At 35.0% G+C, this 18,185-nt stretch carries 20 protein-coding genes; 9 read left to right on the forward strand and 11 right to left on the reverse strand.

The window, feature by feature from the left end:
- Positions 1-124 precede the first annotated feature (124 nt).
- Positions 125-1,009, reverse strand: coding sequence for a metal ABC transporter permease (locus tag ACN4EE_RS02855; RefSeq protein WP_431704888.1), 885 nt, complete (start codon positions 1,007-1,009; stop codon positions 125-127).
- Positions 1,002-1,736, reverse strand: coding sequence for a metal ABC transporter ATP-binding protein (locus ACN4EE_RS02860; RefSeq protein WP_431704889.1), 735 nt, complete (start codon positions 1,734-1,736; stop codon positions 1,002-1,004). Before ACN4EE_RS02860 ends, ACN4EE_RS02855 begins: the two co-directional genes overlap by 8 nt.
- A gap of 49 nt (positions 1,737-1,785) precedes the next feature.
- On the opposite strand from ACN4EE_RS02860, the gene ACN4EE_RS02865 reads away from it, so the two are divergent.
- The 3 genes from ACN4EE_RS02865 to ACN4EE_RS02875 all read left to right on the forward strand — a co-directional run bounded on the left by ACN4EE_RS02865 (position 1,786) and on the right by ACN4EE_RS02875 (position 4,613).
- Positions 1,786-2,769, forward strand: coding sequence for a metal ABC transporter solute-binding protein, Zn/Mn family (locus ACN4EE_RS02865; RefSeq protein WP_431704890.1), 984 nt, complete (start codon positions 1,786-1,788; stop codon positions 2,767-2,769).
- Positions 2,770-2,939: 170 nt separating this feature from the next.
- Complete coding sequence (locus ACN4EE_RS02870) at positions 2,940-3,755, forward strand: metallophosphoesterase family protein (RefSeq protein ID WP_431704891.1); 816 nt, start codon at positions 2,940-2,942, stop codon at positions 3,753-3,755.
- Positions 3,756-3,920: 165 nt separating this feature from the next.
- Positions 3,921-4,613: a metallophosphatase gene (locus tag ACN4EE_RS02875; RefSeq protein ID WP_431704892.1), complete on the forward strand. Its 693-nt coding sequence runs from the start codon at positions 3,921-3,923 to the stop codon at positions 4,611-4,613.
- 95 nt (positions 4,614-4,708) lie between these two features.
- On the opposite strand, the gene ACN4EE_RS02880 is transcribed toward ACN4EE_RS02875, so the two are convergent.
- Together ACN4EE_RS02880 and ACN4EE_RS02885 are read right to left on the reverse strand one after the other, a co-directional pair.
- The gene (locus ACN4EE_RS02880) at positions 4,709-4,990 is read right to left on the reverse strand and encodes a type II toxin-antitoxin system RelE/ParE family toxin (RefSeq protein ID WP_431704893.1); all 282 of its coding nucleotides are present in this window, start codon (positions 4,988-4,990) and stop codon (positions 4,709-4,711) included.
- Entirely contained in the window at positions 4,987-5,214 is a 228-nt protein-coding gene (locus tag ACN4EE_RS02885) for a hypothetical protein (RefSeq protein ID WP_431704894.1), read from the reverse strand. Before ACN4EE_RS02885 ends, ACN4EE_RS02880 begins: the two co-directional genes overlap by 4 nt.
- 463 nt (positions 5,215-5,677) lie before the next feature.
- Here ACN4EE_RS02885 and ACN4EE_RS02890 point away from each other — a divergent pair, with 463 nt between their 5' ends.
- Entirely contained in the window at positions 5,678-7,147 is a 1,470-nt protein-coding gene (locus ACN4EE_RS02890; protein WP_431704895.1) for a hypothetical protein, read from the forward strand.
- A 159-nt stretch (positions 7,148-7,306) separates the two neighbouring features.
- Here the strand turns inward: ACN4EE_RS02890 and ACN4EE_RS02895 are convergent, their stop codons facing one another.
- Genes ACN4EE_RS02895 through ACN4EE_RS02915 form a run of 5 tightly spaced genes read right to left on the reverse strand, consistent with a single transcriptional unit; the run spans position 7,307 to position 10,516 of the window.
- Positions 7,307-7,531 carry a type II toxin-antitoxin system HicB family antitoxin gene (locus ACN4EE_RS02895; protein ID WP_431704896.1) on the reverse strand — a complete coding sequence of 75 codons (225 nt, stop codon included), beginning with the start codon at positions 7,529-7,531 and terminating at the stop codon, positions 7,307-7,309.
- Positions 7,524-7,736: a type II toxin-antitoxin system HicA family toxin gene (locus ACN4EE_RS02900; RefSeq protein ID WP_431704897.1), complete on the reverse strand. Its 213-nt coding sequence runs from the start codon at positions 7,734-7,736 to the stop codon at positions 7,524-7,526. Before ACN4EE_RS02900 ends, ACN4EE_RS02895 begins: the two co-directional genes overlap by 8 nt.
- 58 nt (positions 7,737-7,794) lie before the next feature.
- Positions 7,795-8,160 carry a DUF5615 family PIN-like protein gene (locus ACN4EE_RS02905; RefSeq protein WP_431704898.1) on the reverse strand — a complete coding sequence of 122 codons (366 nt, stop codon included), beginning with the start codon at positions 8,158-8,160 and terminating at the stop codon, positions 7,795-7,797.
- The gene (locus ACN4EE_RS02910; RefSeq protein WP_431704899.1) at positions 8,157-8,387 is read right to left on the reverse strand and encodes a DUF433 domain-containing protein; all 231 of its coding nucleotides are present in this window, start codon (positions 8,385-8,387) and stop codon (positions 8,157-8,159) included. Before ACN4EE_RS02910 ends, ACN4EE_RS02905 begins: the two co-directional genes overlap by 4 nt.
- Before the next feature lie 56 nt (positions 8,388-8,443).
- Complete coding sequence (locus ACN4EE_RS02915; RefSeq protein ID WP_431704900.1) at positions 8,444-10,516, reverse strand: M3 family metallopeptidase; 2,073 nt, start codon at positions 10,514-10,516, stop codon at positions 8,444-8,446.
- A 541-nt stretch (positions 10,517-11,057) separates the two neighbouring features.
- Between ACN4EE_RS02915 and petC the strand changes: the two genes are divergently transcribed.
- Together petC and petA are read left to right on the forward strand one after the other, a co-directional pair.
- Complete coding sequence (petC, locus tag ACN4EE_RS02920) at positions 11,058-11,597, forward strand: cytochrome b6-f complex iron-sulfur subunit (protein WP_431704901.1); 540 nt, start codon at positions 11,058-11,060, stop codon at positions 11,595-11,597.
- A gap of 82 nt (positions 11,598-11,679) precedes the next feature.
- Positions 11,680-12,660: a cytochrome f gene (gene petA, locus ACN4EE_RS02925; protein WP_431704902.1), complete on the forward strand. Its 981-nt coding sequence runs from the start codon at positions 11,680-11,682 to the stop codon at positions 12,658-12,660.
- 136 nt (positions 12,661-12,796) lie between these two features.
- Here the strand turns inward: petA and ACN4EE_RS02930 are convergent, their stop codons facing one another.
- Together ACN4EE_RS02930 and ACN4EE_RS02935 are read right to left on the reverse strand one after the other, a co-directional pair.
- Positions 12,797-13,030 carry a hypothetical protein gene (locus tag ACN4EE_RS02930; RefSeq protein ID WP_431704903.1) on the reverse strand — a complete coding sequence of 78 codons (234 nt, stop codon included), beginning with the start codon at positions 13,028-13,030 and terminating at the stop codon, positions 12,797-12,799.
- A gap of 99 nt (positions 13,031-13,129) precedes the next feature.
- Positions 13,130-13,972: a pentapeptide repeat-containing protein gene (locus ACN4EE_RS02935; RefSeq protein WP_431704904.1), complete on the reverse strand. Its 843-nt coding sequence runs from the start codon at positions 13,970-13,972 to the stop codon at positions 13,130-13,132.
- 413 nt (positions 13,973-14,385) lie between these two features.
- On the opposite strand from ACN4EE_RS02935, the gene btpA reads away from it, so the two are divergent.
- The 3 genes from btpA (at position 14,386) to hmpF (ending at position 18,179) form a co-directional block, all read left to right on the forward strand.
- Entirely contained in the window at positions 14,386-15,228 is an 843-nt protein-coding gene (gene btpA / locus ACN4EE_RS02940) for a photosystem I biogenesis protein BtpA (RefSeq protein ID WP_431704905.1), read from the forward strand.
- Positions 15,229-15,293: 65 nt separating this feature from the next.
- Positions 15,294-16,298 carry a vitamin K epoxide reductase family protein gene (locus ACN4EE_RS02945; RefSeq protein ID WP_431704906.1) on the forward strand — a complete coding sequence of 335 codons (1,005 nt, stop codon included), beginning with the start codon at positions 15,294-15,296 and terminating at the stop codon, positions 16,296-16,298.
- A gap of 282 nt (positions 16,299-16,580) precedes the next feature.
- Positions 16,581-18,179: a pilus motility taxis protein HmpF gene (gene hmpF / locus ACN4EE_RS02950; RefSeq protein WP_431704907.1), complete on the forward strand. Its 1,599-nt coding sequence runs from the start codon at positions 16,581-16,583 to the stop codon at positions 18,177-18,179.
- Positions 18,180-18,185 lie beyond the last annotated feature (6 nt).

An 18,185-nucleotide genomic window follows, 5' to 3' on the forward strand; every position in this document is an offset into this window, starting at 1 on the left:
AAGACCAATAGTAAAACTTTTAATAAATCTAAATATCGTAAATTTTTATGATAATCAAATCAGTGCGATAAACTTTGTTAATTTTGTTTTCTGGATTAGACTCAAGATTTTAATAAATCCTCTCCTAAAATTTGATTTTTTTAATAAAAATATTTTGTAATTTATACAGCATTTCAGGACGGGTTAAAATGCCCTGACTAGGACTAAATAATAAAGCTAATAGAAATAAAATACTTGCAACAAGGACGATCGAAGCCCCTGAAGGTACGTTTAAATAATAACTTAAATAGATGCCAATTATCCCACTAATACTTCCAAAAACTCCCCCTAAAATCATCATTTGATGTAATTCTTTAACTAATAAATAAGCAGTAATACTAGGTGCAATTAACAGAGAAACTACTAACACAACTCCTACTCCTTGCATACTAGCAATAATAGTTAAAGTTATGGCAGAAATGAGCATTAAATTAAGCCATTTTACGGGTAAACCTACCGCTTGAGCGCCTAAAGGATTAAAGGTATAAAATAGTAATTCTTTGTAAAATAGTTTAATAAATGTTAATACAAAAAAAGTAATTATTAAAGTTCTTAAAACATCATTACCCGTGACGACTAAAATATCACCAAAAAGAAAACTATGTAAATCTATTCTACTTTTTAAAAGGGTAATTAACATAATTCCTAATGCTAAAAAACCTGAAAAAACTAATGCCATTGCTACATCTATTTTTATTTTTGATTCTTCTTTTATCCAAGCAATTATTAAGGTGCTAAATATTCCCGAAATAAATGCACCTAAAAATATATCTATGCCTAAATAAAAGGCGATCGACAATCCGGGTAACACAGCATGGGCAATAACATCCCCTAATAAACCCATTCTTTGAACAATTAAATAACTTCCCGTTACAGCACATAAAACCCCTAAAAAAATAATTATGATCACAGCATTTCTCATAAACTCAAATTGTAAAGGCTCAAAAATTATATCGATAAAATTAGTCATTTTTAGCATTACCTTGTAAGAAAATTACATTGTCACCATAGGCTTTTTGAATATTTGTAGCTGTGATAACTTCTTGACGAGTACCATCAGCAATTAAAGTTTTATTAATCAATAAAAATCGATCGTATTCTCTCATGGTTTCCCTTAATTCATGCCCTACCACTAATAAAATTTTGCCCTCAGATTTAAGCTCATCAAATACCTCAAAAAGCATCGCTTCCGTTTTCTTATCAACTCCCACAAAGGGCTCATCAAATAAAAATAAATCAGCCTCTTGGGCTAATGCTTGAGCTAAAAATACCCTCTGTTGTTGCCCCCCTGATAACTCCCCAATGGGGCGATGTTTTAATTCCCACATTCCCACCCTTTCTAAAGCATTTTTAACAATTAACTTAGATTGACGAGAATAGGAACAAAATAAACCTGTATGCCTTATTCTCGCCATCATTGCTACATTTTCTACGGTGATGGGATAATCCCAATCAATTTGCGCTCTTTGGGGAATATATGCCACCTGTTTTAATTGTCCAGACAAGGTGCGAGAATGAAATTGAACGATACCTTTTTCTAAGGGAATTAAACCTAAAATCGCCCTTAAAAGAGTACTTTTCCCCGCTCCATTGGGTCCGATAATTCCCACGATTTCCCCCGGCAATAAACAAAAACTAATGTTATCAACTGCCATTAAGCCTCGATAGTTGACAACTAAATGCTTTACTTCTAACATATACCTAATATGAGAATGATTATCATTATTTTAAATTAAACAAGTAACTATGTTAAGAAAATTGGGTATTTTGACTATTTTCATCGGTTTATGGGGTTGTACTCCTTCTCCAAATGTAGAAACAACGGCGGAAACTTCATCGGAGAATCTGCCCTTAGTGGTAGCAACTACCAGCGTTTTATGTGATCTGACGGAGCAAGTAGCACAAGATACTGTTAATTTGAAATGTTTAGTCGCCCCCGGAGTTGATCCTCATGTTTATCAACCTACTCCAGAAGATAGACAATCGATCGAAAATGCTGATTTAGTTTTTTATGGTGGTTATAATTTCGATCCCAACCTCATTAAATTAATTAAAGCTACTAGCAATAGTAACCCGAAAATTGCCGTTCATGAACAGGCAGTACCGAATCCGATTATGGCTAGTGAGCATCATCACGGTGAAAAAGATCATGATCACGATCATGGTAGCGAAGAAAAAGTCCCCGATCCTCATGTTTGGCATGATCCCAAAAATGGTGTAGCAATGGTTGAGGTAATTACCCAAGGATTAACTCAACTACAACCAGATTTAGCACAAACCTATCAAACTCGATCGAATCAAATCACCACAGAATTAGGTAAAATAGGTCAATGGATTGGGGTACAAATTGCCACTATTCCCCCTGAAAAACGTAAATTAGTTACTACCCATGATGCACTTGGTTATTATGTTACTGCCTATGGCATCGATTTTCAAGGAGCTTTATCGGGTTTAAGTACGGAAGAATCCCCTAGTGCTGGTACTGTAGGAAATTTAGTCAAGGATATAAAAAAAACTCAAGTACCCACTATTTTCGCCGAAAGTTCGGTAAATCCAAAGTTAATTGAAACAGTGGCAAAAGAAGCGAATGTGCAAGTTTCTCCCCAAGAGTTATATGCAGATGGTTTAGGAGAAAAAGGCACAGAAGGGGAATCTTATCAAAAAATGTTAATTAGTAATACTAAAACAATTGTGGAAGGTTTAGGAGGGCAATATACGGGATTTAATTAGGGGTTGCTCAAAAAGTTTTTATCGATTAGAGAGACTAGGAGACTAAGAAGAAATGTCTAAACCTTTGATTTTAATAGTCTTTTGACTCCCAACCGCAAACCTTAATTAATAACACTTTTGTTAGGTTATAGTAATATAAACAAATTTTAAAATTAAGTGAGGATAATTAAATGAAAATTGCCGTTATATCTTGTCTTCATGGTAATTTACCAGCATTTGAGGCGGTTTTAAAGGATATTGACGAAAATCAATGCGATTCTATTTATAGTTTAGGGGATTTAGTGGGATATGGTCCTCACCCTAACGAAATTGTGGATAAAATTCGAGAGTTACAGATTCCTTCAGTGCAAGGTTGTTGGGATGAAGATATAGTAGAAGGGTTAAACGCCTGTGAATGTAGTTATCCTTCGCTATTAGCCGAAAAAAGAGGTATAATCGCCCATGAATGGACAAATCAACAAATTACTCCTGAAAATCGTCAATTTTTAGCGGAATTACCCCATACTCTTAAAGTTGATAATCTCTGTTTTGCCCATGGTAGCCCCCAAAGTAACCACGAGTATATTTTGCCTGAAATGGATGCTTTTACTGCCTTAGAGCGTGTTTTAAGTGCCAATGCTGACGTTTTATTTTGTGGACATACCCATATTCCTTATGTTCGGAATTTAACGGAAGGTATATTACAAGTTAAGATTGAGCAACCGACTATAGAATCAACCCTAGAAAGACAGTTTCACAGTCCTTTAAAACGTATTGTTAATGTAGGTTCTGTGGGTGAACCTCGTCATGGACGACCAAATGCAACTTATGTGATATACGACAAAGAAACGGAGGAGGTAATTTTAAGGGAGGTAGAGTATGATTATCAGTCAACTTGTCGGGATATTATCGAGAAGGGTTTACCGCCAATTTTTGCATGGCGTTTGAGTCGGGGTTTAGAGTTTGCAGAAAAAGCGGAAGACGCAACCCATGTTTGTCAAAGATAATTAAGAATTAAGAATTAAGAATTAAGAATTAAGAATTAAGAATTAAGAATTAAGAATTAAGAATTAAGAATTAAGAGTTAAGAGTTAAGAGTTAAAAGTCTCCTCTATGTTATCTCGATAACGGTCAAAGTGTTCATTATTTACTATCAATTATTCATTAACAAAATGTGGGCAATTTTAAGCGGAATTGAAGGAAATTTACAGGCTTATCACGCAGTTATCGATGATATTTTGCGACAAAAAATATCTGTGGAAGAAATCTATATTCTGGGTGATATTATTGGCTTGTCTCAGGAAAATGAGGCTTTAGTTAAAGAAATTCGTTACCCTCATCATTCTATCCCTATTCGGGGGTGTCGTGGTTGGTGGGAAGAGCAATGTCTCATTCTTCATAGTTTACATTCTACGGCTGATCCTGTGGAGTTGATCGATCGATTTGGGGTTCATGCCACTAAAATTTTATGGGATTGTGTTTCCCGTGAGACGATCGAATGGTTACGAAACTTGGATTTTGGTTTTGTGGAGTTTGACTGTCTTTTAATTCATGGTAGTACCGTTAGTGTGAGTGAGGCTTTAACTCCTGATACTTCCCCTTGGGTAATTTTAGATCGTTTACAACGGATGAATGTTAATTATCTTTTTTCGGGACGATCACACCTTTTGTATGAATATAGGTTACAACAGGGGAATATAACCTCAACGGTTATGACTTTAGATAGTCAAAATAGTTATAGCAAGGAGGTGAAAGAGAAAAAAATTATTGGTGTGGGCAATGTTGGCAAAATACCTCACCAAGCAACTTATACTTTATATAACCCTTACAATAATCAATTAATGTTAAAGACTCTTAAATATTAAAGTACAAAATTTACCTCAGTTCGAGATAAAATTTAGACTAAATCGATCGAACCTAAACATACTATAATAGCGTGGGTTAAACAGTGTCTAACCTGTTAATAAACATCATCGTGAGAACCTAAAGTTAATAAATTGATAGCTAAACTATTATCATCAGGATCATTAACAAACTCAAAAATAATTCTGTTACTATAATCAATGGAACATGACCAACATTCTTGCAGATCACCTTTTAATTTATGACTTCTTAAACTTTGTTGTGTATAATCTTCAGCGAGAATTGTCAAAGTATTTTCTACCGCATCACGGATTTGGGGATTTTTGCGAATTAAACGTTTAAAATCTCTAATGAATCTTTTACTCCAAAATAATTTCATTCTTCCTCTAAATCTGCCATTAAATCAGCTACAGTTCCACTTTTAACTTCTCCTTTAATAAACGCTTCACGAGAATCTTGAACTGCCTTTAATAGTTCTTCTTTTTCTTTTTGTTTGAGACGATGATTGATAATTTTAATTAAATGCTCTTGTTCGTGATCAGACAATGATTCTACAATTTCAATTACTGATTGAAAATTAAATTTTTCTTTGCTTAAAACCATAATTTGGGATAAATCTAGTAATTAATAATTAAAATCATATCATTTATTTCCGTGTTGATATTTCGATCGAGGAGACATTACAGTTATATTTTTAGTAATTCTATCGTATCTTTACTAGCGTTTAAAATTTTTTATCTAATCCTTTTGATTGACTGTTATTGTTATTCGATCGAACAAATTATGACGTTTGACAGGAATTGTTATATTATCGTTAATATAGATTGAATGATTATCAACTTCTTTCTCTCAACGATCGAATAAGTCTTATAAGTTATTGAGCATAGAATTAGGAAAATTTATAATTTAGCGTGTTTCAATAAAGTCTTTTATGTATTGACAAAGTAGTCACTTTTTTTCCTCATATTTTGCATAAATCAAGAAAATGAGACTGATAGTTAAATAATAGCATTGTGAGATAACGATCGTTAATCAATGATCAAAACATAATATAAAGAGGAATAAAATGAAAAACATAATTAATTTATCACTGAAAATAGTTATTTTAAACATTTTTGGTTTATTTTTATTTACAGACTCCGCCTTGAGTCAAAAAAGAGAATTTGAGGTTCAAGATTGTTATATAAGTGTTGATAAATCGGAATTAATCATTTCTGCTGGTGGCGGTGAAAATGGTTGTCAGTATCAACATAAATTTAGTAACGGTTTAACAGAATATCAATTAAATTTTGACATTGGTTATAATAAACCAAATTCAAAAGTAGAAATTATCAATAATGGGAAAAAAAATATAATTTCTATTCCTGAGTTCATAGGAGTTGGTACAGCTATAGAAATTAATTTGCTTAACTTTTATAGTTCAAAAAATCCATCACTGCTATTTCGGTATTCTTTCTATGGCAATGGGTTTAATAACTGTAATATAACAAATATGACTCTTTTTGATCCCAATATACCATCTGGTTATATAGTCGCAAAAACAACAAATTTAGGGGTTTCTAGGTTAGAACCTGAAAACCCTAACTATATCCATAGTTGCATTGATTTTCAGGATATAGATAATGATAAAGTTTTAGAAATCATTGCCACTGATGGTAGATTTGGTTATCAATTTGGTGCTTGTGGTGCTTGTTCATCTGCACCTCTAAAAGTGTTGAAATTTAGTGGGAATGAGCTTGTTGACGCAACCATTAAATATCCTAATTTTATACAAAAACAGGCTGGAGAGGCTTGGGATAGAGTTTTATCAATAAATCCTAAATCTTCGATTGAAAACGGTAGTTCTTATGGTAGGGATACAGCAAGTAGTGGATATTTTTTAGCAATGGCAACTTATCTCGCCTTGAAAAGTTTATTAGGTGAATATAAAGAAGGGATGGCTCTTGTTAATAAAAGAATGGAAATTGATGAGTTAAAATTTACTACTGAAGGTCAAAAATTTCCCTATGATGTCGAAGAATTTTTAATAGATTATCGCTATATGAATAAAAGTGATGGATTAATGGTTTATCTTCCCCAAAATAATAAATTAACTTGTCAACAATCGATTGATTCTGTTAAAGCAGAATTAATTAAAAGGAAATATTTTGTTAATTATAATGCGCCTCATTTTGGACTAATTAAACCTAAATTAACCATTAATAAAGATATAGTTAAACAATGGTACTATGAATATCCCCAAAATCGTACAAAAACTGTTGTTTTTCAATTATCTGGGGATTTTGATGCACTTGTGGACTTTCTTCGTTCTCGAAAATTAATGGAAAGTTTAACGGCTAGAATACTAGGTTCTTGTCAAGATTTTGGTTTAGTAGTATATGGTCATTGGTACGAAGGTTCTGTCCCCGTTGGTTATTTTCCTGATGGAAGTGTGAGAACTTTTATTTGGGTTGATAATTATAGTGGCAACTCTGAATATACGAGAGAAATAAATAGAGTAACACAACATAAATGGGGTTATTATTATTCTCCTTAAACTTCTATTTGATCAAAAGTCTATAAAATTGATCTTCGGGTAAAGGAGACATTACAGTTATATTTTTAGTAATTCGATCGAACCTTAACTAAGGTTTAAAACTTTGTATCCAATCCAGCCTGTTTACAAATTTGATTAAATCTTTTCTCTTGATTGACATTAGGCTACCTCTAAATCAATATAAGTAGGATTTGGTAATGATTCCCCTTGGGTTTCGTAAGCAATAATTAAAGATTCTAAGGCTTCCTCTCCATTCGCTACCGCCTCAGTATAAGTATCGCCATGAGTACGCCATTTCTGCCCCACAAAATCGGGAAAACCCACTAAAAAACAGTTGTCTTCATCACTCCATTGAATCACCATTTGATATTTATATTTACTCATTGTTACCTCCTTTTGTTACTTCTAAAATAGCTATTTTAATTAATTTTTCTTGGTATTTTTTAGCATCTGCACCGTCATTGCCTGATAAAGTGATTTTTCCTAGATAATTTTCATGTATCCAGTTAGTATGACTACCTTTACCCGGTATTTGTTTAAAACCTGCTTGGATTAAGATTTTCTTTAATTCTTTAACTTTTTTAGGCATTTACAAAATTATTACTAATTAATCGATCGAATTAGGAATGATAACTTTTCATTAACTTTCATCTAAGAGGCAAAATATTAGCTCTAGTTTTAGCCTGATTGATAGTAACTAAAGCCCCTGTAGTCAATTCTGATTCAAATTGTTTAAGGGCATTTAAAATTAATTCTCCCATTTCATCGGGAAAGACATTTTGAGTTCTAACTTGAATTACGCTAGGGCTATTAGCTTGACTCACCGCTAAAAGTGAACCAAAATCGAGATCGTGAGTAAATACAATATATCCATTATGAACTGCCCATGCCATAATCTCAGAATCCTTTGCTTTTGGATTACCTACTTGCGTCCAATGTAGAGCATGATAACCCGCATTAGTCAATACCGATACCCATTCAGGGGATAAATTCATATCAATAACAATTTTCATAGACTGATAAGGACTACCTCTTTTTCCTCACTACGCCATGAAGCATAAGCTAAGGCTTGATAGATGTCTTCTTCTTCTAAGTAGGGATAGGCTTTGAGGATAGTTTCTTTACTATGCCCTTGTGCCATTAATCCGACTATTGTTCCCACTGTAATTCGCATTCCTCGAATACAGGGTTTTCCTCCCATTACCTCTGGGTTAAGGGTGATTCTGTTTAAGGTTTTCATAATGTTATCTGATACATTTATAAGAGTGGGTTGAATATTCTTCAACCCTTAAATTTCTAAGCGACTAATAAACCACTATGTCTTAACAAAGGTTTGGTATCTGGTTGTCTGCCTCGGAATTGTTTAAATATTTCCATCGGCGATCGACTTCCCCCTAATGCTAAAATAGTATCTCGGAAACGTTTACCCACTTCCACAATAGCGTTTTCATTTTCTAAGCCTACTTCCTCAAAAGCAGAAAAAGCATCCGCACTTAACACCTCTGCCCATTTATAACTGTAGTAACCAGCAGAATAGCCTCCTGCGAAGATATGCCCAAAACTACATAAAAACTTGTCTTCGGGTAAAGGTGTCATTACTGTTGTATTTTTAGCAATTCGATCGCGCACATCGTGGGGTGTGTCGCTACCATTGGGATTATAACGGGAGTGTAATTCAATATCCACTAAACTAAAATGTAATTGACGCAACATCGCCGAGGCACTCATATAATTTTTAGAAGCCAATAACTTCTCGTAATAGTGATAAGGCAAAGTTTCCCCCGTTTCATAGTGTTTCGCCATGCCAAAGAGAGTATTCTTTTCTAAACACCAATTCTCCATAAACTGACTTGGCAACTCCACCGCATCCCATTCCACATTATTGATACCAGATGCGCCGATATAGTCGATTTTAGTCAACATATGTTGTAAACCATGCCCAAATTCGTGGAAAAGGGTTTCTACCTCTCCAAAAGTCATTAAACTAGGTTTACCATCGATAGGCGGTGTTTGATTACAAGTGAGATAGGCAACGGGAAGACGAGTCATCATCTTGCCATCCTGCTCAAATTTTGCCCTACCTAAACAATCATCCATCCAAGCGCCACCTCTTTTTTCTGAAGGGCGCGAATAGGCATCAAGGTAAAAATGGGCGATAACTTCGTTATTTTCATCAGCGACTTGAAAATATTTAACATCCTCATGCCAAACGGGCGCTTCTCCATCGGCGGAGGTAATTGTCACCCCAAAAATCCGTTTTGCTAACCCAAATAATCCCTCTAAAACTTGGTTTAAGGAGAAATAAGGACGTAATTCTTCTTCTGTGAAGTTAAACTTAGCTTCTCTCTGTTTTTCTGCCCAATAACTCACATCCCAAGGTTTTAAGTCGTCTATCTTGGCAAATTCTTTTAACTCTTGTAACTCTTTTTGAGCGACATCATAACTGACAATGCGCAATTCTTCTAATAATTTTTCGACACTTTCCACACTATCCGCCATTTTTTTGGCAAGACTAACTTGAGCATAATTACCATAACCTAAAATCTGGGCTAATTCCTGTTTTAAGCTCAAAATTTTGGTAATCAGGGGATTATTGTCAAAATCTCCGCTTCCTGCACGACTAATGAAAGCTCGATAGACTTTTTCTCGTAAATCCGATCGTTTGCTAAACTTTAAGAAGGGTACATAACTAGGATAATCTAAGGTTATCACCCACGCACCATTTTCGGGAGTTGCGTTTTCATCTCCTTCCATTCTGGCAGTTTGTGCCGCTAAACTCAATAAACTAGCGGGTAAACCGTCTATTTCTTCGGGAGTGGTAAGGCGTAATTTAAAGGCTTTGGTAGAATCTAAGACGTTATTAGAGAATTTTGTGGATAATTCCGCTAATTCTAATTGAATTTGATTAAAACGCTCTTTTTTCTCTCCTTCTAAGGCAACCCCCGATAATTCGGCTTCTTTGATAGCGGATTCGATGATTCTTTTTTGTGCGGAATCTAAGGTATCCCATTGGTTACTATTTCTAATCTGGGTGAAACCTTCGTATAATGCCTTACTTTGACTTAAACGATTGGCAAATTTAACGAGGTTGGGTTGCACTGTTTCATAAGCGGTGCGTAATTCAGGGCTGTTTTTTACTCCCATTAAATGCCCAATAATCCCCCAACTCCATCTCAGTCTTTCTTCGATATGATTCAACGGCACAACTAAACCTTGCCATGTGGGTTGAAAGTTGCTTTCTAATTGGTTAACTTCAGTCTCTAATTCTGTTAATAATTGTTCGATCGAGGGGATAATATGTTCTGGTTTAATATCATTAAAAGGGGGTAAACCCTCACCGATTAATAAGGGATTCGTAATAGTCGTCATAGTAAAATTGCTTTCTATGTAAAAATTAAGTTTTTAGACGGGCATCATGTATTATGATCCTAGTGGCTTTAGGCATTTTTCTAAGCCTTGAAACACTCACTAGAAATAAAGGGAATGATATTATCTTATCCTATTGAATTTCGTGATGGTGAACAATGCCCATGGTGTTTTATCGCAATCAAAAATCATTTATGAGAAATTGTAACAACACAAACACAGGTTGCGTGACAATTCTCTTTTATCAGTGTTTGATTTTAACGATGATGAAATATTTTCAAATTGCTTGGAAACTAAGGCTCAAAATATACTATAACGTTTTTTATAATCTCTACTGATATTGAATTTTGATTTATCAGCAATATTTTGCGATACAAAAATAACAACAAGAAAATTTTTAAAAATTAGTTGATTCATTCTGCAAACGGTTCATTTTTTGTAATAATTAGAGAATGACTTTTACAAGCCTTAATTTAACATCAAGGTTTTTTCCCTGATTCTTACACTATAACCAAAGTAATCAATTACATAATCTAATTTAGTTATGACTCAATTTGCAGGAAATGCTGATGTACCCGATATGGGGCGCCGTCAGTTTATGAATTTACTGACTTTTGGTACTATTACGGGAGTAGCGGCTGGAGCTTTATATCCAGTGGTTAGCTATTTCATCCCTAAATCCTCTGGAGGTGGTGCAGGTGGTGTCACCGCTAAAGATAAACTCGGTAATGATATTGTCGCCAGTGCTTTTTTAGCTAATCATCAACCGGGCGATCGAACCTTAGCCCAAGGTTTAAAAGGTGATCCTACCTATCTAGTTGTCACAGAAGATAAAGCGATCGAGTCCTATGGTATCAACGCTGTCTGTACTCACTTAGGTTGTGTTGTACCTTGGAATGCTTCGGAAGATAAATTTATTTGTCCTTGTCATGGTTCTCAATACAATAACGAAGGTAAAGTAGTTCGTGGTCCAGCACCTCTTTCTCTTGCTTTAGTTCATGCTGATGTAACCGATGATAAAGTAGTTTTAACCGATTGGGAAGAAACCGACTTCCGTGACGGTTCAAAACCTTGGTGGGCTTAATCATTGACTGTTAACAATTAACCGCATCACAGTTTTTTTTGTAACTGATTTAGATAAAATTCAATAACTGTAAAAAATATCAATGAGAGATCATTCTTTTTTGGCTAGTATGGTAAAAAACATAAACAAAATTGTTTTAGTTGCGATCGCCAGTGTTTGTTTATTCCTTGCTAGTGACTTATTATTACCTCAAAGTGCCAACGCTTATCCTTTTTGGGCGCAAGAAACCGCTCCTGTAACCCCTAGAGAAGCCACTGGTCGTATTGTATGTGCTAACTGTCACCTCGCCTCTAAACCTGCGGAAGTAGAAATTCCTGCGGCGGTATTACCTAACACCGTATTTGAAGCTGTCGTAAAAATTCCCTATGATCATTCTCAACAACAACTATTGGGTGATGGTAGTAAAGGCGGTTTAAACGTTGGTGCAGTTTTAATGTTACCCGAAGGTTTCCAAATCGCCCCAGACGATCGTATTCCTGAAGAAATGAAGGAAAAAGTCAATGGCGCTTACTTCCAAACTTACCGTGAAGGTCAAGAAAATTGGGTGATTGTGGGTCCTTTACCCGGTGATACTTACGAAGAAATCGTCTTCCCTGTATTATCTCCTGATCCTGCCACCAATCCTAACATTCACTTCGGTAAATACTCTGTTCATTTAGGCGCAAACCGAGGCAGAGGACAACTTTACCCCACTGGACAACCTAGTAACAACAATGTATTTAAAGCTCCTGTTGCTGGTGTTATCAGTTCGATCGATGAGGTTGATGGTGGTAGCTATACCGTCACCATTACTGGAGAAGATGACAATACTACTACAGTTGATATTCCTGCCGGTCCTACATTAATTGTAACGGAAGGTCAACAAGTAGCTAATGGTGAAGCCTTAACTAATGATCCCAACGTAGGCGGTTTCGGACAAAAAGACACCGAAGTTGTGTTACAAAGTCCTGCTCGTATCTTCTGGTTATTAGTGTTTATCGCTGGAATCATGTTATCTCAGATTCTCTTAGTACTCAAGAAAAAACAAATCGAGAAAGTACAAGAAGCTGGTATGTATTTCTAATTTAAGGTCAAAAATTCGTAGGGGTTGAATATTATTCAACCCTTTTTTTGCTCAATTTTTCTTAAATCTAAGATTCGATCGATCTCTATTGATTTGCTTTATGATGGAGTAAGGATTTAAAGCTACTGTGAATTGTTTATTTAATAAAGATTAATTTTGCGATAATTCCTAGTAACGCTGTAAATGCAACAGTTATCAGGGTATTTAAACGAGCGTCAACACTATCTAACCTTTTGTTGATACCATTTTGTCCTTCTTTTAACGTAGCTGTATCTACTTTCATCTCATTTACATCTTGGGTTAAATTATCTAGCTTGGTGTTGATTTGAGTCAAGACTTCTTTTAAGTCTGTTTCAATGATTGTACTCATGTTAAAATTTCCTTAGCTTTAATAAAGATGATCAAGGAGTAGTTGACCGCTACTCTTTTTTGTTTTATCTTAACCTATACCGTCTAAAATCGTCATCAATTACTTATTTTTTATATCTTTTTCGATCGATAAAACAGGACAATTATCAAAAGAAGAAATTAAACGCATTTTTGCCTTAGCTCGATCGAACTTATCATCAAATAAAGTAAATTGATCATAACAAGCATTAGTAAAATTAGTCATTGTTAAATCAGTATTAGTAAAATTAACACCCCTCAAATCAGCATTAGTCAAAGAAGCATTATTTAATTTAGCTTTATGTAAATTAGCTTTGTGTAAATTAGCTTGATTAAAATTAGCTTTAGTTAAATCAGTATCGGAAAAATTAGCCCCAGATAAATCTAAATTATTTAATTTTGCTTCCGTTAAATTAGCATTTTTTAATAGGGGAGGAGAACTAACTTTATCATTAAAAGTTAATAAATTTGTGTCCTGTAAAAACATAATAATATAACGCTTTCTTTCACCATCAATTTCATCTAAAACCGTCTGAGTCATTGCCCTTAATAAATAGGGATTTTGCTGTAATTTCCACAGAGGATTATCCAGAGTTAATTGAGTTGTTTGAGTTAAATAATCCGTTAAAATTGTCTGACGATAACGATCTAATTCTAAGGTATAATTTGCATTACTATCCTGTATTTGTAGTGGTCGATACAGAAACTGCTCACTGAATATGTTAGAGATAGTTAAAAATCCAATGACGAGGGTTGTAGTCGCACTAATTAAAGCCCCCACGATCGGACCGATGGCAACTTCAGGAATATGCACAGAAGAAGTAATAGCCTCAGCGATCGTATTGATAAAAGAAGATAAAGTTTTTTGAAAACGTTTAACCAGTTTCAATAAAAAAGACTGTTCAGATTGCTTTTCCTCTGGCATTATTGATGAGCTTAGATGAGTTATCAAAATAAATATATCATAGAGATTGCTTCGTTACCTCGCAATGATAACTTTATTGCTTCGTTACCTCGCAATGACAACTCTATTGCTTCATGCCTCGCAATGACAAAACAATTAACAGAAGTTTCCTCATCACTCATTCCTCATTACTCATTACTCATTACTCATTACTCATTACTCATTACTCATTACTCATTACTCATTACTCATTACTCATTACTCATTACTCATTACTCATTACTCATTCCTCATTACTCATTATCCATTATCCATTAAAATAAGAATTTGCTGATTAGATAATTTTTGATAAAATTTGCGCCATAAACTTAACTAATCTAATATTTTGACTGTCAATTCTCTCAAAACAGAGAATATATATATACTAACTTTTTATGATAACTGAAAAAATTTTTGGGAAAAAAAATCCCGTGATTGGTGTTGTGCATTTATTACCCCTTCCTACTTCAGCACGATGGGGAGGAAACTTAAAAGCAGTAATGGAAAGAGCCGAACAAGAAGCCACTGCTTTAGCGGCGGGAGGGGTTGACGGCATTATTATTGAAAATTTTTTTGATGCCCCTTTTACTAAAGATAACGTTGATCCTGCCACCATTAGCTCCATGACTTTAATTGTCGATCGAATTATGAACTTAGTCATGTTACCGATCGGACTCAATGTTCTCAGAAACGATGCCAAAGCAGGATTAGCTATAGCTAGTTGCGTAGGAGCGAGTTTTATTAGAGTAAACGTCTATACAGGAGTAATGGCAACAGATCAAGGATTAATTGAAGGTAAAGCCCACAAAATCCAAAAATATCGCCGAGAATTAGATGCAGATGTAGCAATTTTTGCCGATGTCTTAGTGAAACACGCCCGTCCGCTTGGTACACCTAATTTAACCACCGCCGTTAAAGATACGATCGAAAGAGGTTTAGCCGATGCCGTGATTTTATCAGGTTGGGCAACAGGTTTACCCCCCAATCGAGAAGACTTAGAATTAGCTCAATCCGCCGCCAACGGTACTCCCGTTTTTATCGGTAGTGGTGCAACTCCCGAAAATATTGCCGACTTAATGGCTTTTGCAGACGGTGTTATTGTTTCAAGTTCCTTAAAACGTCATGGTAAAATAGACGAGACGATCGATCCCACCAGAGTATCGCAATTTATGGAAGCCATGCAAACTCCCGTAATTGTTAATGATAAAAATAAAAATGAAACTAAAATTAAAGTTTAATAATCTTAGAGTCTAAATTCATTTGTTAAAATTTCAATAACCTTAATACCTTATTTAAAATTATTATGATACGTCGTCGCCGTAACCAACCTTGGATTCAACGTCAATCTCGATTTATTATCGGTTCGATCGCCATTGTGGGTTTAATATTAACCATCTATTTAACCCTAAGTAAACTAGGAGGAGCAGACATAGCCTGTACAGCAGAAGCAGGAGGCTGTGATAGTGTCTTAGATAGTGCCTATGCCTATCCATTCGATCCCCAAGGCAAAACTGGACCTCCTTTAAGCATTTTTGGGGCTTTTGCCTATCTCAGTATGGCTGTATTTGCCTTAGCACCCCTATTTGTTAACCCTGATAAAAACAAAGAATTAAGACAAAAACTGGAAAACTGGACATGGTGGTTAATGGGCATCGGTAGTTTTGCCATGACTGCCTTTAGCAGTTATTTAATGTTCGTTTTAGCTTTCAAACTTCAAGCTGTATGCCCTTACTGTATAGGTTCGGCATTATTTTCATTTAGCTTACTCACCTTAACAATTATCGGTCACGAATGGGAGGATATGGGACAATTATTTTTTACAGGTATCGCCGTTGCTTTAATAACCCTTGTGGGTGCTTTGGGAGTTTATGCCAATGTAACCCCCATTATGGGACAAGATGACAATATAGAAATAACTGATGGACAAAGAATACCAATTCCTCAAGCCCAAACAGCAGCTCAACCACCTTTGGGATGGGAAATTACCACCACATCAGGAGAAGCCGAAATTGCCCTAGCAAGACATTTAGCAGAAAATAACGCCGTGATGTACTCCGCTTATTGGTGTCCTCACTGTTATGATCAAAAATTATTATTCGGTAAAGAAGCCTTTAACGCAATGGCAAAAGTCGAATGCGATCCTAAAGGTGTTGCCCCTGCCCCTCAAAAGTGTATCGATGCTAAAGTTCGAGCTTTTCCCACATGGGTTATTGATGGCACTATCTATGAAGGAGTCCAAAGTTTAGAAAAACTAGCAGAATTGACGGGTTATAAAGGGGATATGAATTTTAGATATAGAATGCGTTAAGCAAAAATAGAAAATGAAGACTAAGGGAATAATACTACTTTGCCTCTTGTCCTTCTTAATTTTTAATTCTTAATTTTTAATTCTTCATTCTTAATTCTTCATTCCTCAAAATATGCTATGATGAATCAGTTATGTCATGGTGCGATCGAACGGTGGAAACCAAAAATATATCCATTTCATGACATTAAACGAAAATAATTAATAATCCCTATAGACTTTTGTCAAGGGAATTGTCAATATTATAGAATTGTTCAAAGATTAACCATAAAGGGATCAAGATTTGTGTTATATCTGGCAGAAGTAAAAGGTCAAAATAGAGCATTTGTGACAGGAGCGTATAAAACCGACTTGAAACTATTAGCAGTTCAGTCGGCGGATCAGACGTGGAATGCAGTATCAGGAGATGACTCCTTGACTATAGATGCGATCTCAGATCAAACTATCAAAGGAGCTCTTTATATTGTTAATCTGGATAATAATAGGCAACTTCAGGGCAATCCAGAATTAGCAGGTTCTCGTGTGGTGAATTATCTGCGTCATTTTTCTCGTACCTTAGAAAAAACCAAAGAACAAGAAATCGAAATCGAAGAATGGAAAACCTCCCTGAGAATACAGGGAGAGGAAATCGCTAAAAGACAAGCTGAATTAGATCAAGTACAACAGTTATTACAACAACAACAAGAAGAATTTACTCAGTTAGAAAAAGAAAAAGAAAATCTAACTGGAGCATGGGAAGAACTTAGAGAACAACAAAAATTAATCTCGGAAAATAAAAGCAATCAAGGGGAATTTCACCATAAGTTAAATTCTATCTTAGGTAATATTTCAGATCCTAGTCTTGGGAAAAATAATGTACAACAAATTGTTATTAGTGTCAACACTCAACAAGAATTGTTAGATAATTATTGGCAAAGTGTGGACTCGCTCAAAACATCTTTACAACAAAAACAACTAGATTTAACGCACAAAAAACAAAGTCTTGAAGAAAAACGACAACAATTAGAATCTGTGCAAGGGGAATTGCAACAAGTAACAATCAAATTCCGTTCAGAGCAAATTTTATTACAAGAAAAAGAGGAGTCTTTACGGCAATTAAATATCTATTTAGAGGCAATCAGTAAATTAGATCAAGAGGTTTCTTTCTTATCTGATGATGTGGATGATATGGACATCAATTTTCAAGACTTAGAAAGTATGCCTTTGGGTAATTTAGAGGAGATTGTAAATAAGATTCAACAAGATACCGCAAAGCAAGTAAACTTTGTCAATTTACAAGAGGAAGAATTGACTTTACAGGCAAATGAAGTGAAAGAAATTCAAGGGAAGCTCGATCGAGCTTCCGAAATCGAAAAATTCACCCTCGAAACCGAGTTAGCCGATGCTCAAGAAGCGATGAAGCTACTTAATGAGACTTTGGTAGGACAAAGAAAGACCTTGAAAAAACAACAAAAAATGCTCAATGAACATTTTAAAATCCTCAGTCGTCGTAAAGGGGTAATGGATGTTGAATTTGGAGAAACAGTAAATTTAAGACCATTATTAGGGGAAATAGAAACTCAACGGAGTTTAATGCAATACCATAGGGATAAACTAAATCACGAAGTTGGACTATTGCGACAAAATGTCGTTCAAGTTGAACAAAGTGTTTCCTCTCAAAAACAACAATATGAGCAACAACTAGCCCAAATTCACCAAGAAGAAGAAGCATATTTACATCTCCATCAAGAAGTCGCTCACATTGAAGCTAAAATTAACTTTGTCGAACAGGGTTTACATCCTATTCAAGAACAGTTAAATCATATTCGTAATTATACTCAAGGAGTAGAACAGTCCACCGAACAATTAACGACGGTTGTTAATGAGTTACGATCGATGTTTTAACACCAA

Source organism: Geminocystis sp. CENA526 (assembly GCF_050753365.1).
Taxonomy (GTDB): Bacteria; Cyanobacteriota; Cyanobacteriia; order Cyanobacteriales; family Cyanobacteriaceae; genus Geminocystis.

What these genes read in the sequence shown, in the direction of transcription:
- ACN4EE_RS02855 (WP_431704888.1), bottom strand. Translation starts at nt 1,009, where the DNA reads ATGACTAATTTTATCGATATAATTTTTGAGCCTTTACAATTTGAGTTT.
- ACN4EE_RS02860 (WP_431704889.1), bottom strand. Translation starts at nt 1,736, where the DNA reads ATGTTAGAAGTAAAGCATTTAGTTGTCAACTATCGAGGCTTAATGGCA.
- ACN4EE_RS02865 (WP_431704890.1), top strand. Translation starts at nt 1,786, where the DNA reads ATGTTAAGAAAATTGGGTATTTTGACTATTTTCATCGGTTTATGGGGT.
- ACN4EE_RS02870 (WP_431704891.1), top strand. Translation starts at nt 2,940, where the DNA reads ATGAAAATTGCCGTTATATCTTGTCTTCATGGTAATTTACCAGCATTT.
- ACN4EE_RS02875 (WP_431704892.1), top strand. Translation starts at nt 3,921, where the DNA reads ATGTGGGCAATTTTAAGCGGAATTGAAGGAAATTTACAGGCTTATCAC.
- ACN4EE_RS02880 (WP_431704893.1), bottom strand. Translation starts at nt 4,990, where the DNA reads ATGAAATTATTTTGGAGTAAAAGATTCATTAGAGATTTTAAACGTTTA.
- ACN4EE_RS02885 (WP_431704894.1), bottom strand. Translation starts at nt 5,214, where the DNA reads ATGGTTTTAAGCAAAGAAAAATTTAATTTTCAATCAGTAATTGAAATT.
- ACN4EE_RS02890 (WP_431704895.1), top strand. Translation starts at nt 5,678, where the DNA reads ATGAAAAACATAATTAATTTATCACTGAAAATAGTTATTTTAAACATT.
- ACN4EE_RS02895 (WP_431704896.1), bottom strand. Translation starts at nt 7,531, where the DNA reads ATGAGTAAATATAAATATCAAATGGTGATTCAATGGAGTGATGAAGAC.
- ACN4EE_RS02900 (WP_431704897.1), bottom strand. Translation starts at nt 7,736, where the DNA reads ATGCCTAAAAAAGTTAAAGAATTAAAGAAAATCTTAATCCAAGCAGGT.
- ACN4EE_RS02905 (WP_431704898.1), bottom strand. Translation starts at nt 8,160, where the DNA reads ATGAAAATTGTTATTGATATGAATTTATCCCCTGAATGGGTATCGGTA.
- ACN4EE_RS02910 (WP_431704899.1), bottom strand. Translation starts at nt 8,387, where the DNA reads ATGAAAACCTTAAACAGAATCACCCTTAACCCAGAGGTAATGGGAGGA.
- ACN4EE_RS02915 (WP_431704900.1), bottom strand. Translation starts at nt 10,516, where the DNA reads ATGACGACTATTACGAATCCCTTATTAATCGGTGAGGGTTTACCCCCT.
- petC (WP_431704901.1), top strand. Translation starts at nt 11,058, where the DNA reads ATGACTCAATTTGCAGGAAATGCTGATGTACCCGATATGGGGCGCCGT.
- petA (WP_431704902.1), top strand. Translation starts at nt 11,680, where the DNA reads ATGAGAGATCATTCTTTTTTGGCTAGTATGGTAAAAAACATAAACAAA.
- ACN4EE_RS02930 (WP_431704903.1), bottom strand. Translation starts at nt 13,030, where the DNA reads ATGAGTACAATCATTGAAACAGACTTAAAAGAAGTCTTGACTCAAATC.
- ACN4EE_RS02935 (WP_431704904.1), bottom strand. Translation starts at nt 13,972, where the DNA reads ATGCCAGAGGAAAAGCAATCTGAACAGTCTTTTTTATTGAAACTGGTT.
- btpA (WP_431704905.1), top strand. Translation starts at nt 14,386, where the DNA reads ATGATAACTGAAAAAATTTTTGGGAAAAAAAATCCCGTGATTGGTGTT.
- ACN4EE_RS02945 (WP_431704906.1), top strand. Translation starts at nt 15,294, where the DNA reads ATGATACGTCGTCGCCGTAACCAACCTTGGATTCAACGTCAATCTCGA.